The sequence below is a fragment of the Micrococcus sp. H39-S4 genome (assembly GCF_027158145.1).
Taxonomy (GTDB): Bacteria; Actinomycetota; Actinomycetes; order Actinomycetales; family Micrococcaceae; genus Micrococcus; species Micrococcus luteus.
The window spans coordinates 116,705-133,036 of record NZ_JAPVLT010000005.1; the positions used below are offsets into that span (position 1 = coordinate 116,705).

Sequence of the window (16,332 nt, forward strand, 5' to 3'; positions counted from 1 at the left end):
CGTGGGGGGGGGGGGGGGGGGGGCCGCCGTCGTCGTGGCCGCTGGGGCCGACCCCGGTGCACGACCGCTCTTCATCCCCCAGTTCAGAGTCCGGCTCACCCTCGGGCCAGACGGGCCTAGGGCGTGTCTGACAATGAATCCAGGGTCGGCTGGCGCCCTCGAAGACACGTCCCGGTTCCAGATGCTCCCCGCCTGCACGGGCCGGCAGGGGCGGCCGTTCGCCGATGACCGCACGAGGGTCGAAGCCATCATCCACCGGGACAGGTGCTTCGATCCCGTGGCGGGACCTGCCCGAGGTCTCCGGGCCCTGGCTGAGTAGTGTGGACCTGGCACGGCCGCATGGCCGAAGAGGGCACCTGGGACACGGTGCTGGCAACACGGACCACCTGCAGCGGATGCCGAAATCCTGATCGATTGGTCGGTCTCGGTCGACTCCACGATCGCCCGCGCCCATCAGCACGCGAGGAACACCACCCGGCTCAGAGGGGCTGGATCGAACGACAAGGAATCCGCGTGAAGAGCCCGCCGATCACGGCCTCGGGCGCTCACGGAGCGGGCTGAGCACGAAGACCCATCAGCTGGTCGACGGTGCTGGGCGAGAGGGCGTACTCATCGCGGGCGATCGGCACCCATCTGCGCGCCGGTGGCATCAAGGCCGTCCTCCCCAACCGGCTGACCAGCAGGGCCACCGCAGACGCCGCGGCTCGGCCGGCGGCCGACCCGTGGGCCTGGACTCGGAGGCTTACACGGGCCGGAACGTGATCGAGCGCCAGGACGCGCACCTGAAGCAATGGCCGGGCCTGGCGAGCAGGTACGACGAGTACGCGATCGTGTACTGGGCTGCCGTGGTCCTGAATGCTGTGCTCGCGTGGTCGACGGCATTGTCGGACACGCCCGAGTGGCGTGTTCGAACTGATCGACGATCCAGGTCAAGTGCTCGAGAAGCTCGGCGAGGCTCAGCACCGGCAGGTATGAGCGTGAGGACCTGGACAGAGAGGATCCCCCGAAATGCACATCGTGAAACAGAGTGAGCGATGTAGTGCTCTTCAGTTGGCACTGGTTGATATTGGTCGACGAGGCTTCAGCCCGGTCTGGTGATGCCCTGCGATGACTCTGAAGCCGGCTCTCGGGCGAATCCTCACATCGGGACGCCGAGACCCTGTGGGAGTCCAAGGATGGGACTGGGCTGACCCCGTTTCGTAGGTCCAGTCGTTATGAGAGTCGTCCTGTTGCCCGCGGTCGCGGGCAGGGAGACTGGTCAGATCATGACGAACAGCAGGAAGCGTCACACCCCCGAGCAGGTCGTCCGTAAGCTCGGGCAGGCCGACAGGATGCTCGCCGATGGTCAGGACGTCGCGGCGGTGTGCCGGGAGCTCGGGGTGTCCGAGCAGACGTACTACCGGTGGCGGAACCAGTACGGCGGCCTCAAGGCCGACGACGCAAAGCGCCTGAAGGAGCTGGAGAAGCAGAACGCGACCCTGAAGCGTCTGCTCGCGGAAGCGGAGCTGGAGAAGGCCGCGCTCAAGGAGCTGGCTGAGGGAAACTTCTAAGCCCGGACAGGCGCCGCGCCGCCGTCGATCACCTCAAGCGCAAGTTGCGGGTGAGCGAACGGATGGCGTGCCGTCTGGTCGGGCTGAGCCGCTCCGCGTACCGGCGACCGCTCAAGGGCGACACGGTCGCGGACCCGGATCGGGCGCTCAGGGAGTGGCTGCGCGCCTGGGCGAAGGACCATCCCCGCTACGGGTATCGGCGGGCGTATCACGACGCCCGCGCCGAGGGGCCGGTGGTGAACCACAAGAAGATCCAACGCCTGTGGCGTGACGAAGGGCTCCGGGTCCCGCAGCGGCGTCGACGCAAGCGCGTCGGGTCCTCGACCGTCGACGCGCCGACGGCGGACGCGCCGAACGTGGTGTGGGCGGTGGACTTCCAGTTCGACGCCGACGAGCACGGACGACCGATCAAGATCTGCTCGATCGTCGACGAACACACCCGGGAGTGCATCGGCGGGCTCGTGGAGCGCTCGATTACCGCCGACCGACTCACCGCCCACCTCGAGGACCTCGTCGCCGCCCGGGGCGCCCCGGCGGTGCTCAGGTCGGACAACGGGCCGGAGTTCATCAGCGAGACGATGGCCGACTGGGCCGGCACCCGCACCGGCCTGTCCTACATCCCTCCGGGCTCGCCGTGGCGCAACGGGTACGTCGAGTCGTTCAACAGCCGGATCCGCGACGAGTGCCTCAACATCAACAGCTTCTACTCGCTGCTGCACGCACAGGTCATCATCGGCGACTGGAAGGACGAGTACAACCACCACCGCCGGCACTCCTCGCTCGGCTACCTAACCCCAGCCGAGTACGCTCGGCAGTGCACCCATCAAATGGAAACCGACGACTCACAGAACGTCCGGACCGAATGAAGGGGGCGGCTCAGGACGTCTCGACGCCTGATCTGTCGGCGCTGCAGAGGAGCATGAGACCTGGGCCTTAAACCAGCTGAAGACCGGTCAAGCAGGTGGGGTCGTCGGGGCGGGTCGAGATGGCCTTTTTCGCGGTGCGGCCTTCAGCTGAGACAGTGAGAGTAGCGTCAATTCCACGCGGCAGCCAGACCCCGACGAATCCGTTGTCGTACGTCGTCAGCGTTTCATCGAGGAGGGTCTCCCCGGACGTCGCCTCGACCACGGTGACGTGGACGTCAGTATTGGCGAGTTCGCCGGTGCAGGTCGTGAGGCTGTGGAAGTAGCATTCGTGAGTCTGGCTGCGATACGGGGCGATAGAGACGTAGAACTCGTCTTCTGGCATCGGCACGGTGGTCTGATTGTTCTGATCGTCGGTCAGTACAAGCTGGTCGGGTTCAATCGACGCGATGAATTCAGACGAGCGATCTGTCACCTTCGTTGAGTCGAGGCGCGTGATGATCTCGCGAGCATTCAATCCGTCTAGATTGTGCTCGACCACCAGTGAGTGATCGGATCCTGCATCAGCGGACGGTCCCGCATCAGCACAGCCGCTGAGCAGGAGGACGGCGCTGGTCGCCAGACCGGTCAAGGCCGCGCAGATCCTCAGGCGGCTCCTGGAGGACTGGATCGGAGCAACAATGGCAAGTGGCATGCCCAACTCTTTTCTCAGGTGAACGTGTTCATGTCGTCAGGTTAGACAGAAGGCATCCCGAGTTCGCCGGTGCCAAGGGCGCGACGAGGTGCAAAGCACGCCTGCCCGGAGACATCAAGAGCCTTGTCCTGATCTGGGGTCCACCGGTCCGAAGCACCCTGTGTTGACGAAATCGGATGGTGTCAGGAGCGCACGAGGCGATTGATGGCGTCGGTGGCCTCCTGGATCTTGGTGATGGCCGCGTCTTCATCGCCTTTCTTGGCGGCGTCGAGCACGCAGTGCTTGAGGTGGTCATCGAGCAGACCGGTCGCCACTCCTTGCAGGGCGCGGGTGAGGGCCGAGACCTGGGTGAGGATGTCGATGCAGTACTTTTCGTCGTCGATCATCTTCGTGATGCCGCGGGCTTGGCCTTCGATGCGCTTCATGCGGTTGCGGTAACGGTCCTTGTCACTGATGTAGCCGTGCCGATGGGCTCCGGTGTCGGCACCGGTCTCATCGGCTGCAGTTTCAGTGGTCACGAGTGCGTCCTTCACTTCTGGTGCTCCAGGACGGAGCGGGTGCTGGCATCTGGGGCGAGGTCGATGCGACGCAGCAGCTGGGCGTTGAGCGCGACGACGACGGTGGAGATCGACATCAGGATCGCACCTACTGACATCGGCATGACGAAGCCGACGGGTGCGAGCACGCCAGCCGCGAGCGGCACAGAGAGCAAGTTGTACCCTGCAGCCCACCACAGGTTTTGCCTCATTTTACGGTATGCGGCACGGGAGAGCTGGATCACCGAGAGCACGCTACGCGGGTCGGAGCTGGCGAGGATGACACCTGCAGAGGCGATGGCGACGTCGGTGCCGGCCCCGATGGCGATGCCGACGTCGGCCTGGGCCAGGGCAGGGGCGTCGTTGACGCCGTCGCCGACCATGGCGACCTTCTTGCCCTCCTTCTGCAGCTGGTCGACCTTGGCGGATTTGTCCTCGGGGCGGACGCCGGCGAAGACCCGGTCGATGCCGAGCTCTCTTCCCACCTCGTTCGCCACGGCTTCCGCGTCGCCGGTGATCATGACGACCTCGACGCCGAGCTGATGGAGCGCATCGACGGCGTCGCGGGACTCTGGGCGAACCTCGTCGGCGAGCTTGAGACCGCCGATGACCTTGCCGTCGCGGAGGACGTGCAGGATGATCGCACCCTCTGCCCGCCATTCGTCGGCGACACCGATCTCGTCCTGGCCGGTCTCCTCGAGCAGACGGGGTCCGCCGACGCGGATCTCATGGTCGGCCACCGTCGCGGTGACGCCGACCGCCGGGGAGGAGGTGAACCCGCTGGCCGGTTCGACGGCGAGGCCCTTCTCCTTGGCGGCGGTGACGATGGACCGGGCGAGGGGGTGCTCACTGTCGGCCTCGGCGGAGGCGGCCAGGGCGAGAAGCTGTTCGGCATTCAGGCCGCCGGTCGGCTCCACGCCGGTGACGGTGGGCTCGCCCTTGGTCAGGGTGCCGGTCTTGTCGAAGAGCACCGCGTCGACCTGGCGCATGGACTCCAGGGCGAGGCGGTCCTTGATCAGGACGCCGCCGCGGGCGGCGCGCTCGGTGGCGATGGACACGACCAGAGGGATCGCCAGACCCAGCGCATGGGGGCAGGCGATGACGAGGACAGTGATGGTGCGAACGACCGCGTCGTCGGGGAGCCCGAAGAGCGTCCAGACGACGGCGGTGATCAGCGCAGCTCCGAGGGCGAACCAGAACAGCAGGGCCGCAGCCCGGTCGGCGATGCGCTGGGCACGGGAAGATGAGCCCTGCGCCTCGGCGACGAGCCTGTTGATGCCCGCCAGAGCCGTGTCGTCGCCGGTGGCGGTGATCTCTACGCGCAGGCCGGAGTCGGTGGCCACGGTGCCGGCGGTGACGTTCTCGCCCTCGCCGCGGGCGACGGGGTGTGATTCGCCGGTGATCATGGACTCGTCCATGTCGGCGCGGCCGTCGACGATGGTGCCGTCGGCGGGGACGCTGCCGCCAGGCCGGACGATGACGACGTCGCCGACGCGCAGCTCTGCCGGGTCGACCTTGACGACGTCGTCTCCCTCTATACGCTCAGCCTCGTCAGGGAGCAGCGCGGCGAGGGAGTCCAACGCCGAGGTGGTCTGGGCCAGTGAGCGCATCTCGATCCAGTGGCCCAGCAGCATGATGACGATCAGCAGCGCCAACTCCCACCAGAACTCGAGCTCGGGGTGGACGAGACCGACAGTGGCGGCCCAGGAGGCGAGGAACGCTACGGTGATGCCGAGCGCGATGAGCAGCATCATCCCCGGCTGGCGGCTTTTCAGCTCGCTGACAGCACCGGTGAGGAACGGGGTGCCGCCCCAGGCGTACATGACGGAGCCGAGGACTGCGGCGACCCAGCCCGCCCAGCTGGGGACCGAGTAGCCCAGGAGCATGGCGAACATGGGGGAGAACGCGACCACCGGGATGGCGATGATCAGATTGATCCAGAACAGCCGCCGGAACTGGCCGACGTGGTCGCCGTGGCCCGCGTGACCACCGCCGTGATGACCGTGCCCGGCGTGGTCACCGTGTTCCATGGTGTGGTCTTCGTTCTCGGCGCGCGAGTCGTCACGGTGGCCGGACTCGGTGGTCGCGACGCCGGCGTGGTCATGGTGATGCGTGGTCGGGTCCGTCATGCTCTTCGCTTCCCCTCGTCATTCCCCGATCTTTCCTTCGATCGGGTCGTATTTCGCCGCGGACCTTCAGCGCGCCCGCGGCGATCGGCTCAGGAGGCCGGCTTGAGCTCGCTCTCGACGACCCACTTGTGGTTGGTCATCGTCATGCCGTCGGACTCGTAATCGACCATGTAGACGGTCTCCTCGGTGGAGGAGGCGATGGTCGCCTTCGCGCCCTTCATGCCTTCCATGTGTTCGGCCTCGAGAGTGACCTCGGTGCCGTCGGCCAGACGTTCATCTCCGGCGTCCTTGATCTCCTGCTGGACGACCCACTTGTGATCCTTGACCGGCTCCCCGCCTGCGGACGGCGTGAAGTCCACCGCATAGGTGTACGTGTCGTACGCGCCGGCGATCATCGCGTTCGCACCGTCCATGCCCTCCATGTGGTCGGCGGTGAGCGTGACCTCGGTGCCGACCGGGTATGTGGGCGACGCAGCCGTCTCGATGCCCTCGGGGGCGGGGCCGCCGTCCATCGGATGCTCCATCCCGCCGCTGTCAGAGCTGCTGCCGTGGCCCTCGTGCTGGCTGGTCGTCGAGGGGGTCCCTTGGTCCTGGTCGCCGCCGGTGCTGCAGCCGGTGAACACGAGCGCTCCTCCGAGCACTCCTGCGGCGACGGTGGTCTTGAGGTGCTTGCGCATGAAGTCTCCTGTTCGTTCTGGTCCAGTCAACGCTATACCCCTCCCGGGTATCAAGTCGATGTCGATCGGCGGGCGTGGAATCGCCCGGCCAAGATCCAGTCGACCCGGGGTGGCAGCGCTGAGGCTGCGATGGAGAACATCGGCTCGGCGGCCCTGGTCGCAGATGGAATCGAGGCCCGAACGGACGGGCTCACCTCGCTCGCCGTCGTGACGGGATCGGCTGCGTCGTCTCGTGAACATCACCGTGGTGAGAAGACGATCCCAGTACCGCCGATCACCCAAGAGAAATTGGTCTTGTACGGTTGCATCGTCGGGCGTCCCATCGAGACAGGGATCCTGAGAGCCGACGGAAGCTGTGCAACTATCGCCAGGCAGAGCGAAGCATGTCTCAGTACGTGCTCCGTCAGATCGCCGCGAAGGCCTGATCCACGGGGCCCGCCCGCGCGGGCCGCCGCCCGCGTCCCGCCCGGGCGCGGACCCGCGGAGTAGGCTGGTCGCACCATGGAACATCTGCCCCCCACGAGCCCCGGCGCCCCGCTGCTGCCGCAGATCGCCCGCCCGGCGGACCTGTCGGCCCTCACGGAGGACCAGTTGACCGCGCTGGCGGCGGAGATCCGCGCCTACCTGATCGCCCACGTCTCCAAGACGGGTGGCCATCTCGGACCGAACCTGGGCGTCGTCGAGCTGACGCTGGCCGTGCACCGCGTGTTCGAGTCGCCGAAGGATGCGGTCATCTTCGACACGGGCCACCAGTCGTACGTGCACAAGCTGCTCACGGGGCGCCAGGACTTCACGACGCTCCGCCAGGAGGGGGGCCTGTCCGGCTACGGCGACCGCACCGAGTCCGAGCACGACGTGGTGGAGTCCTCGCATGCCTCCAGCTCGCTCTCCTGGGCGGACGGCATCGCGCGGGCCTGGGCGCAGACCGGGCAGGGGGACCGCACCGTGGTGGCCGTGATCGGCGACGGCGCGCTCACGGGGGGCATGGCCTGGGAGGCGGTCAACAACATCGCCGCCGGCCGGGATCGGCGCGTGGTGATCGTGGTCAACGACAACGGCCGCTCGTACGCGCCCACGGTGGGCGGCGTCGCCGAGCACCTGGGCGGACTGCGCCGCGGGGTGCTGGACAAGGTGCGCACCCACCACCGCTACGAGCAGACCCTCGACTACCTCAAGCGCCGCCTCCAGGAGGCCGGCCTCGCGGGTGAGCTGGTGTACCGGCCGCTGCACGCGGCGAAGAAGGGCCTCAAGGACCTCTGGGCGCCGCAGGGCCTGTTCGAGGACCTGGGCATGAAGTACATCGGTCCGGTGGACGGTCACGACCTCACCGCCATGGAGGAGGCCCTCGAGGACGCGCGGGCGTACGGCGGGCCCGTGATCGTCCACGCGATGACCGAGAAGGGGCACGGCTACGCGCCGGCGGTCGCGCACGAGGCGGACCAGTTCCACGCGATCGGCGTGATCGACCCCTCCACGGGCGAGCCCATCACCTCGTCGACGGCCCAGTCCTGGACCTCCGTGTTCGGCGAGGAGATGGTCGCGATCGCGGACGAGCGGCCGGACGTCGTGGCCATCACCGCCGCCATGCAGAACCCCGTGGGCCTGGCCCCGATGGCGCTGGCCCACCCGGACCGGGTGTTCGACGTCGGCATCGCCGAGCAGCACGCGGTCACGTCGGCCGCCGGCATGGCCTTCGGCGGCCTGCACCCCGTGGTGGCCGTCTACGCGACCTTCCTCAACCGCGCCTACGACCAGGTGCTCATGGACGTGGGCCTGCACCGTGCGGGCGTGACGTTCGTGCTGGACCGCGCGGGCGTCACCGGGCCGGACGGCCCGAGCCACCACGGCATGTGGGACCTGGCCCTGCTGCAGTCGGTCCCGGGGCTGCGGATCTCCGCGCCCCGCGACGCGGACACGCTCCGGGAGGAGCTGCGCGAGGCCGTCGCCGTCGAGGACGCGCCCACCGTGGTGCGGTTCGCGAAGGGCTCGGTCGGCGAGCCGGTGCGCGCCCTGGAGCGGCTGTCGGACGGCACGGACGTGCTCGCCCGGCGCGGCGAGGCCGGCGGACGCGACGGCGCCGAGCGGGACGTGCTGATCGTGGCGGTGGGCGCGATGGCCGAGCTCGGCCTCGACGTCGCCGAACGGCTCGAGCGGCACGGCATCAGCGCCACGGTGATCGACCCGCGGTGGGTCCTGCCCGTGGCCCGGTCCGTGATCGACACGGCCGCCCGCCACCGGATCGTCGTGTGCCTCGAGGACGGGGTGCGGGCCGGCGGCGTCGGCTCGCGGATCCGGCAGGAGATGCGCGCGGCCGGCGTGGACACCGCCCTGAACGAGGTCGGCCTGCCGGTCGAGTTCCTCGCCCACGGCAGCCGCGAGCAGGTGCTGGCCCGCGTGGGCCTCACCGCGCAGCGCATCACCCAGGACACCGTCGCCCAGGTCCTCGGCGCCAAGGTCCCGTACGCCCGGCCCGTCCCCGAGGACGCGGCCGCCCCCCACCACCAGGAGCAGGCATGAGCATCGTCCGGCTGTACCGTGAGACCGTCGGCGACGACGGCACCCGGCTCTTCGAGTACCGCGAGGCATGGGCCGACGCGGAGGCCGGGGAGTTCGTGGTCCACCACGGCCGGGTCGGCCAGCCCGGCACCGTCGGGGAGCAGCCCCTGGCCGACCAGGTCGAGGGTGATCAGCTGCTGGCCGCGTTCGTGGCGCAGGGCGCGGAGGAGGGCTTCGCCGAGGCGGACCCCGCGACCTTCGCCGTGCTGCCGGTGGCCTACCGGCTCCGCGGCCGGGAGGCCACGGTGATCGAGCGGCGCACCGTGGAACGGCTGCGCGTCGAGGTGACCCACCAGCTGGCCTGGCGCGGTCTTGGCGAGGTCGAGGACGTCGTCGAGGAGGCCGGTGCCCTCGTGCTGCGCGTCCGGACCCCCCACGCCCGCAAGGCCGCCGCCGAGATCCCGGCGGCCGCCAAGCGCGCCGACGGCGTGCAGCCGAACAAGGTGGACGTCCGCACCGCAGAGCAGGAGGGCTGACCCGTGCGCCACACCCGTCTCGGCCGCTCCGGGCTGACCGTCTCCGTCGTCGGCCTGGGCTGCAACAACCTCGGCCGCCCCGGCACCGCCACGCTGGAGCAGGCCGGCACCGACGCCGTCGTCCACGCCGCGCTCGACGCCGGCATCACCTTCTTCGACGTCGCCGACGTCTACGGCGCCGAGCCCGGCCTGTCCGAGGAGCGGCTCGGCCGCGCCCTGGGCGCCCGCCGCGACGAGGTGGTGATCGGCACCAAGTTCGGCATGGACATGGGCGGTGTCGCCGGCGACGACGGCGGCGCGCGGGGCTCCCGCCGGTACATCGTGCGCGCCGTCGAGGACTCCCTGCGCCGCCTCGGCACCGACTGGATCGACCTCTACCAGTTCCACACCCCGGACCCGGCCACGCCCATCGAGGAGACCCTCCGCGCGCTCGACGACCTCGTGCGCGCCGGCAAGGTCCGCTACGTGGGCCACTCGAACCGGGCCGGGTGGCAGATCGCCCAGGCCGAGTACGTGGCCCGCGAGCTGGGCGTGGAGCGCTTCGTGTCCGCGCAGAACCACTACAACCTGCTGGACCGCCGGGCCGAGCTCGAGGTGGTCCCGGCGGCGGCCGAGTTCGGGCTCGGCGTCCTGCCGTACTTCCCGCTGGCCAACGGGCTGCTCACGGGCAAGTACTCGCAGGGCGACGCCCCCGAGGGCTCGCGCCTGTCCCACGTGCGCCAGCACATGGTGGCCGACGCCGACCTGGAGCAGCTGGCCGCGTTCGGCCGGTTCGCCCGGGAGCGGGGGATCACCGAGGTCCAGGCCGCGATCGGGTGGCTGGCGGCGCAGGGGCCGGTGTCCTCCGTGATCGCCGGCGCCACCCGTGCCGCGCAGGTCGTGGAGAACGCGGCGGCGGCCGACTGGCTCGCCACCGCGGAGGACCTGGCCGAGCTGGACGCCCTGTTCCCGGGCCCGGAGAAGGTCGCGCTCTTCTGATGGCCGGCGCGCTGACCGGCGCGGCCGCCGCGACCCCGCTCGTGCCGACGCCGGGGGAGGCCGCCCTGGGCTGGACCGTGTCCGTCGTGGCCGGTGCGCTGTGGGTGGCCGGCTTCGTCTCGCTGGGCCGCAGCCCCCTGGACGCCCGGGCGCGCCTGCCGTGGGTCGGCCTCATGCTGCTGCTGCCGGTGCTGGGGGCGCTCATCTGGTTCTGGTGGCGGCACCGCTACTACCCGGCGCGGCGGCGCGAGCAGCCGGCGTGGGACCCCAACGACCGCTCCGCCGTCGTGGTGCCCCCGCGCCGGCGCTACGGCGCGCCGGAGGAATGAGCCGGGCTCAGAGCTTGACGACGATGCGGTCGTCGACGACGGCCGCGTCGTAGTCCATGAGGGCCTTGCGGGCCGGGCCGCCGAACGGCTTCCCCGAGGTGACGTCGAAGTGCGAGCCGTGGCAGGGGCAGGCGTAGGCCGGGCCCTCCTGCCGGTCCACGACCTGGAGCAGGCAGCCCTGATGCGTGCACACGTTGGTGAAGGCGGTCACCGTGGTCTCGTCCACGCGATGCATCATCAGCGTCCGACCCTGCACCTGCACCTCCCGGGAGGCGCCCACGGGCAGCTCGGCGGCGGGCAGCGCGTCGACGGCGTCGGAGCCGGTGTAGTGGTCCTGCGCGGTGTCCTTCTCACGCAGCCGGTCCGTGCAGCCGGCCAGCGCGAGTGTGCCGGCACCCGCGGCGGCGACGGCGGCGCCGCGGCCCAGGACGGTGCGGCGGGAGGTGTCCGGGCGGGCGTGGTCGTCGCAGCAGCCGGACCGGGAGGAGTTCGGGGTGAGGGGGGAGTCCTGCGTGGTCATCGACCCATTATCGCCCGTGGCGAGGGCGGATGCGACCGGGCCCGACGGGTGCGAGGATCGGGGGGACGGACCCCCGAGCCCCAGGAGCACCGCCGTGACCCACCCCGCCCCGCGCCCCACCGGCGCCGCCCGTTTCGACCTCACTCCCTTCGAGCGGTGGGAGGCCGTGACCCTCGACGACGTGCACGTCGGCTTCCTGCACCGGGTGCTGGAGGACGGCGTGCTGACCACCCGCATGGGCTTCGCCCCCACGCCCGCCCAGCGCGCCGCCCGCGGTGGACTGCCCGAGCGCTACCTCGCCCAGACGCAGGTCGGCTTCACGCCCGACGGGGACGGCTGGGCATGGACGACCCACGAGGACTCCGCCGGAGCCCAGCGGGTGCGCATCGACCGTGAGCGGGCCGGCATCGACGCCGCGGTGCTGCCCTCGTACGCGGAGTACCTCCTCCTCGCGCGGGTGGCCGCCGAGGGCCCGCTCGCCGTGGACCGGCTCGAGGAGGCCTCGCCCCTGCAGGGCGGGCTGCGCGTGCCCCGCGCCGAGCTGCGCCCGGCGGACGCGGGCGGGTCGGACGTGCGGGTGGCCGTCGTCGCGGACGGCGTGGAGCTGGGGGCGCACCTCGTGCGCGAGGGCGCCGTGGTCGCCTCCGACTGGGGCGGGGGCACCGCCTCGACCCCCGTGGCCGACCAGGCCGCGGCGACCGCCGGGCTCGACGCGCACGTGGTGACGTTCGCCGGGCTGCCGATCGCCTGAGCCGTGGGCCGGGCCGTCGCGGACGGCCCGGCCGGGGCCGGTCAGGCCTGCGCGGCCGGGTGGAAGCGCCGCCCGTTCACCCGCTCGGCGGCCCCGCAGTCGTCCAGGTACGGCGTGATGCCGCCCAGGTGCAGGGGCCAGTTGGCGCCGAGGATCATGCACAGGTCCACGTCCTCGGGGGCCGCGACGACGCGCTCGTCCAGGAGCAGGCCGATCTCCTCGGCCAGCGCGTCCTCGACCCGGCGCAGCAGCTCCTCGGAGGTCTGCGGGGTCGAGCCCTGCTCCAGCAGGGCCGCGGTCGCCTCCGGGATCTGCTCGCCGGTCGCGCCGGCGGCCTCCTCGTCGCGCCGGTCGGGGCGGACGTCCTTGGCCCAGATCGCGGTCTTGCCGGCGTCGATCAGGCGCTGCAGGTTCGCCGAGACCGGGAAGCGCTCCGCGCCGAAGGACGCGGAGAGGGACTCGGACACGTGCTGGGCCACGGGGATGCCGACCATGGCCAGGAGGGTGAACGGCGTCATCGGCAGGGCCAGCGGGTCCAGCGCGTGGTCGGCCTCGTGCGCGTCGGTGCCCTCGTCGAAGGAGTTCTGCACCTCGCCCATCATGCGCAGCAGGACGCGGTTGACCACGAACGCGGTGGCGTCGTGGACGAGCACGCCGGTCTTGCGGAGCCGGCGGGTCAGTTCGAACGCGGTGGCCACGACCTCGTCCGTCGTCGCCTCGGTCCGCACGATCTCCACGAGCGGCATGACCGCCACCGGGTTGAAGAAGTGGAAGCCCACGAGGCGCTCGGGATGCTCGAGGACCTCGGCCATGGCGGCCACGGACAGGCTCGAGGTGTTGGTCATCAGGATGGCGTCCTCACGCACGATGCCCTCGAGCTCGCGGAAGACGGTGCGCTTGACCTCGAGCTCCTCGAAGACGGCCTCGATGACGACGTCGGCGTCCGCATACACGGCTTTGTCCGTGTCCGCGGTGATCAACCCGGCCAGGGCCTGGCCGTCCTCGGCGGAGAGCCGTCCACGGGAGACCATCTTCTCGACCTGCGCGCGCACGCCCGCCAGGCCGCGCTCGACGCGCTCGGCGTCGATGTCCGTCATGACGACGGGCACCCGCAGGTGCCGGGCGAAGACGAGGGCGAGCTGGCCGGCCATCAGGCCTGCACCGACGATGCCGACCTTGCGGACCTCGCGGGCGAGCTCGCGGCCCGGGTCGCCGGCGGGGCGCTTGGCGCGGCCCTGGACGAGGTCGAGGAACGCGTACACGGTGCGGCGGAACTCGGGGGAGTGCAGCAGGGTCCCGAGGGCGTCCGCCTCGGCCTGGGCGGACTCGGCGCGGGTGCGCGTGCGGGCGCCGGTGAACAGGTCCTCCAGGTGGCGGCGTGCCGGCAGGTGGCGTCCGGGGCGAGCGTCCTGCAGCCGCTCCAGCGCCGCCAGGGCACGGTCCCAGGCGGCGTCGGACACGTCGCGGTCGCGGTGGGCGGCCAGTTCGGCCGCCACGGACTCGTCCCCGGCGACCAGGGCGGCGGCGAGCTCGAGGCCCGCGTCGAGGAGGTCCCCCTCCACGATCCGGTCCATCAGGCCGAGCCCGTGCGCCGCGCGGGCGTCGAGCATGCGGTTGTCGTCGAGGGGGTTCTTCAGCACGACGTCGACGGCGGCCTCCGGGCCGATCAGATGGGGCACGCGCCACACGCCGGACCAGCCGGGGATCAGGCCGAGCCGGACCTCGGGCAGGCCGAAGCCCTTCGCATCGGCGGCCACCACGCGGTGTCCGGCGGCCAGGGCCAGCTCGAGGCCGCCGCCGAGGGCGAGGCCGTTCACGAGCGCGACCGTGGGGATCTCGAGGGCCGCGAGCCGGTCGTAGACGGCGTGGCCGAGCAGGGCCAGGTCGCGGCCGACGTCGTCGGTGAGGCCCGCGATCAGGGACAGGTCCGCCCCGGCCGCGAAGGTCCCCTCCACACCGGTCACGGCCAGGGCCTGGATCTCGCCCGCGGCGGCCCGGGCGGCCTGCTCGTCGAGCACCCGGCCGAGGCCGAGGAGCGTGGCCGGGCCCAGGGTCGCGGGCCGGCGGGGTCCCTGCCCGTTGTCCAGCGTGAGCAGCGCGAGCGTGCCCGCACCCTCGGGCAGGGCGTGGTCGGTCACGGTGACGGTGGTGACGACCTCATCCGGGGCCAGGGCGGGCAGGTGGTCGAAGGAAGCAAGAGAAACGGATGTCATGCGGGTCACACTACCGGCGAGTAGCCTCCGCGTCGACGCGACGCGACGGACCGATCCGGCCGGCCGCGTCGGGGGCTCAGGCGCCGGCGGGATCGGGGTCGAGGAGCGCGACCGTGACGATCGCGCCGACGTTCTCCACCTGCCACGGGCGCGCGCCCCGCTCCGTCAGGAACGCGTCGACGGTCTCGGGGGTGATCGGGGCGGGCGGGGTCCAGCAGATCCGCCGAAGGGTGTCCGGGGTGAGGAGGTTCTCGGTGGGCATCCCCAGCTGCTCGGCCCGTCGGGCGACGCGGGCCTTGGCCGTGCGCAGGCGGCGGTCCGCCACCGGGTCCCGGTCCTTCCAGGCCCGGGGTGGGGGCGGGCCGTCCCCGGTGCGGATCTGCGCCGCGGGGGCGTCGCCCCGCTCGGCGTCCTCGACGCCGGCCCGGATCGCGGCGATCCAGCGCGGGGCCTCGCGGCTCGCGGCGCGGCCGTGGAAGCCGGAGGTCTGGCGCAGGGCGGGGACGGTGCGCGGCTGGGCGGCCGCGGCGGCGACGATCGACCGGTCCGGGATGAGCCGGCCGGGGGCGACGTCGCGGTGGCGGGCGAGGTCCTCGCGGGCCTCCCACAGGCGCTTGAGGACCGCGCGCTGCACGGGGCGGCGCAGCGTCTGGGAGCCCGAGGTGCCGCGCCAGGGGTCCTTCTTCGGCGTGGGCGGCGGGGCCGTGCGCACGTGCTCGAACTCCTGCTCGGCCCACGCGAGCTTGCCGTCGGCCTCGAGGCGCGCGATCAGGGCCTCGCGCAGCGGGACGAGCAGCTCGACGTCGAGCGCCGCGTAGGTGAGCATCGCCTCGGGCAGCGGACGCACCGACCAGTCGGCGGCCGAATGCTCCTTGGCGAGGGTGACCCCCAGCAGCTCCTCCAGGACCGCGGCCAGGCCGACGCGCGGCAGGCCGGACACCCGGGCCGCGAGCTCGGTGTCGAACAGCCGATCGGGGCGCAGCCCCTGCTCGGCCAGGCAGGGCAGGTCCTGGCTGGCCGCGTGCAGGATCCACTCGACGCCCGCGAGGGCCTCCTGCAGCGGGGCCAGCCCGTCGAGGGCTTCGGGATCGACGAGCCAGATGCCGGCGCCCTCGCGCTTGAGCTGGACGAGCATAGCCCGCTGGCCGTACCGGATCCCGGAGGCGCGCTCCGCGTCGATGGCGACGGGCCCGGTCCCCGCGGCGAGCGCCGCGGCGCAGGCCTCCAGGCCCGCGCGGGTGTCGGTGAGCCGGGGGACTCCACCGGCCGGTGTGGCGATCAGCCGCGGGGGCGCGTCCGGGGCGGCCGTCTCGGGGGCGTCGGTCATGCTGCTCCTGTTCGGGGAGGTCGGGGCGGGGACGGGCCGGGGCCACGTGCGTCTCAGGCGCGGGCGCGCGGTCAGGGGCCGGCCGTGGAGACGTCCGCGGCGTGCTCCGGCGGCAGGCCGGCGAACGCGCAGATCATGTCCGACCACGCCTCGAGATGCGAGCCGAGGTCCCGCGGGGCTGGGGTCCACGAGGCGCGCAGCTCGATGTCGGTGGTGTCCGGGGCCGCACTGAGCGTCCCGAAGCCCTCCGCGATGCTGCGCGTCGCGGTGCCGCCGGCGTGGGAGTGCTCGGCGTGGCGGCGCTCGAGCGCCTCCACGAGCCACGTCCACGCGACGGCGCCGGCCAGCTGGTCCAGTGCGACGTCCGGTTCCAGGCTCGCACGGATCCAGGTCACCGCCCGGAAGCCTCCCGGCCACCGGGCGTCCGGGGCCGGGTCGTGCAGGAGGACGAACCGCCCCGTGGCCAGCACGCCGCCGGTCGCCCCCGGCCCGCCGCACACGTCGGCGGCGAGGGCGACGGCGAAGGGCGCCTGCCCCTCGGGCGCCGGGATCTCCCGCAGCCGCACCTCGGTCCGCGGCCGCGCATCGCGCAGGTCCGCCAGGGCACGCCGGAACACCCCCGGCGGCACGGGCGCCTCGACCGCCCCGGGGGCGGCGGAGAGGCGACGGGGCCCGATCACGCTCATGCCCGTCAGCCTAGGCCGCGGGGCCCACCGGTCCGCGGGGGCGCGCC

At 71.8% G+C, this 16,332-nt stretch carries 14 protein-coding genes and 1 pseudogene; 7 read left to right on the plus strand and 8 right to left on the minus strand.

Annotated features, from left to right (window positions below; genetic code table 11):
- Positions 1–133 precede the first annotated feature (133 nt).
- Both O3T09_RS06785 and O3T09_RS06790 read left to right on the plus strand, forming a co-directional pair.
- Positions 134–896, plus strand: a pseudogene (locus tag O3T09_RS06785) (transposase); the annotation flags it as partial.
- Positions 897–1,265: 369 nt separating this feature from the next.
- A protein-coding gene (locus tag O3T09_RS06790; protein WP_269295453.1) for an IS3 family transposase occupies positions 1,266–2,416 on the plus strand; the annotation gives its coding sequence in 2 pieces (ribosomal slippage) (positions 1,266–1,536 and positions 1,536–2,416; 1,152 coding nt in all).
- A gap of 67 nt (positions 2,417–2,483) precedes the next feature.
- Here O3T09_RS06790 and O3T09_RS06795 read toward each other — a convergent pair.
- The 4 genes from O3T09_RS06795 to O3T09_RS06810 form a co-directional block, all read right to left on the minus strand.
- Positions 2,484–3,107 (minus strand): CueP family metal-binding protein, encoded by a 624-nt coding sequence (locus O3T09_RS06795; RefSeq protein WP_144819003.1) that lies wholly within the window; start codon positions 3,105–3,107, stop codon positions 2,484–2,486.
- A gap of 182 nt (positions 3,108–3,289) precedes the next feature.
- Positions 3,290–3,625, minus strand: a complete 336-nt coding sequence (locus tag O3T09_RS06800) for a metal-sensitive transcriptional regulator (protein ID WP_020621614.1) — start codon at positions 3,623–3,625, stop codon at positions 3,290–3,292.
- 11 nt (positions 3,626–3,636) lie between these two features.
- Positions 3,637–5,772 carry a heavy metal translocating P-type ATPase gene (locus O3T09_RS06805; RefSeq protein ID WP_036382829.1) on the minus strand — a complete coding sequence of 712 codons (2,136 nt, stop codon included), beginning with the start codon at positions 5,770–5,772 and terminating at the stop codon, positions 3,637–3,639.
- An 89-nt stretch (positions 5,773–5,861) separates the two neighbouring features.
- Positions 5,862–6,449, minus strand: coding sequence for a YdhK family protein (locus O3T09_RS06810; protein ID WP_020627858.1), 588 nt, complete (start codon positions 6,447–6,449; stop codon positions 5,862–5,864).
- Between the two features lie 501 nt (positions 6,450–6,950).
- On the opposite strand from O3T09_RS06810, the gene dxs reads away from it, so the two are divergent.
- From dxs to O3T09_RS06830, 4 genes are read left to right on the plus strand one after another with little or no spacing between them, the layout of a single operon-like run.
- Complete coding sequence (gene dxs / locus O3T09_RS06815; RefSeq protein WP_020627857.1) at positions 6,951–8,966, plus strand: 1-deoxy-D-xylulose-5-phosphate synthase; 2,016 nt, start codon at positions 6,951–6,953, stop codon at positions 8,964–8,966.
- Positions 8,963–9,481, plus strand: a complete 519-nt coding sequence (locus O3T09_RS06820) for a hypothetical protein (RefSeq protein WP_036317662.1) — start codon at positions 8,963–8,965, stop codon at positions 9,479–9,481. The genes dxs and O3T09_RS06820 overlap by 4 nt, the downstream gene beginning before the upstream one ends.
- Before the next feature lie 3 nt (positions 9,482–9,484).
- Positions 9,485–10,459 carry an aldo/keto reductase gene (locus O3T09_RS06825; RefSeq protein WP_036317666.1) on the plus strand — a complete coding sequence of 325 codons (975 nt, stop codon included), beginning with the start codon at positions 9,485–9,487 and terminating at the stop codon, positions 10,457–10,459.
- Positions 10,459–10,788 (plus strand): PLD nuclease N-terminal domain-containing protein, encoded by a 330-nt coding sequence (locus O3T09_RS06830; RefSeq protein WP_020627854.1) that lies wholly within the window; start codon positions 10,459–10,461, stop codon positions 10,786–10,788. The genes O3T09_RS06825 and O3T09_RS06830 overlap by 1 nt, the downstream gene beginning before the upstream one ends.
- Positions 10,789–10,795: 7 nt before the next feature.
- Here the strand turns inward: O3T09_RS06830 and O3T09_RS06835 are convergent, their stop codons facing one another.
- Positions 10,796–11,308 (minus strand): Rieske (2Fe-2S) protein, encoded by a 513-nt coding sequence (locus tag O3T09_RS06835; protein ID WP_020627853.1) that lies wholly within the window; start codon positions 11,306–11,308, stop codon positions 10,796–10,798.
- Between the two features lie 94 nt (positions 11,309–11,402).
- Between O3T09_RS06835 and O3T09_RS06840 the strand changes: the two genes are divergently transcribed.
- Positions 11,403–12,059, plus strand: coding sequence for a hypothetical protein (locus O3T09_RS06840; protein WP_036382836.1), 657 nt, complete (start codon positions 11,403–11,405; stop codon positions 12,057–12,059).
- A 41-nt stretch (positions 12,060–12,100) separates the two neighbouring features.
- Here O3T09_RS06840 and O3T09_RS06845 read toward each other — a convergent pair whose 3' ends face one another.
- The 3 genes from O3T09_RS06845 to O3T09_RS06855 form a co-directional block, all read right to left on the minus strand.
- Entirely contained in the window at positions 12,101–14,272 is a 2,172-nt protein-coding gene (locus tag O3T09_RS06845) for a 3-hydroxyacyl-CoA dehydrogenase NAD-binding domain-containing protein (protein ID WP_186299591.1), read from the minus strand.
- 76 nt (positions 14,273–14,348) lie between these two features.
- Positions 14,349–15,599, minus strand: a complete 1,251-nt coding sequence (locus O3T09_RS06850; RefSeq protein ID WP_144819009.1) for a ribonuclease D — start codon at positions 15,597–15,599, stop codon at positions 14,349–14,351.
- 71 nt (positions 15,600–15,670) lie between these two features.
- A complete protein-coding gene (locus O3T09_RS06855) occupies positions 15,671–16,285 on the minus strand; it encodes a DUF3000 domain-containing protein (protein ID WP_098471753.1) in 615 nt (204 codons plus the stop codon).
- Between the last annotated feature and the right edge of the window lie 47 nt (positions 16,286–16,332).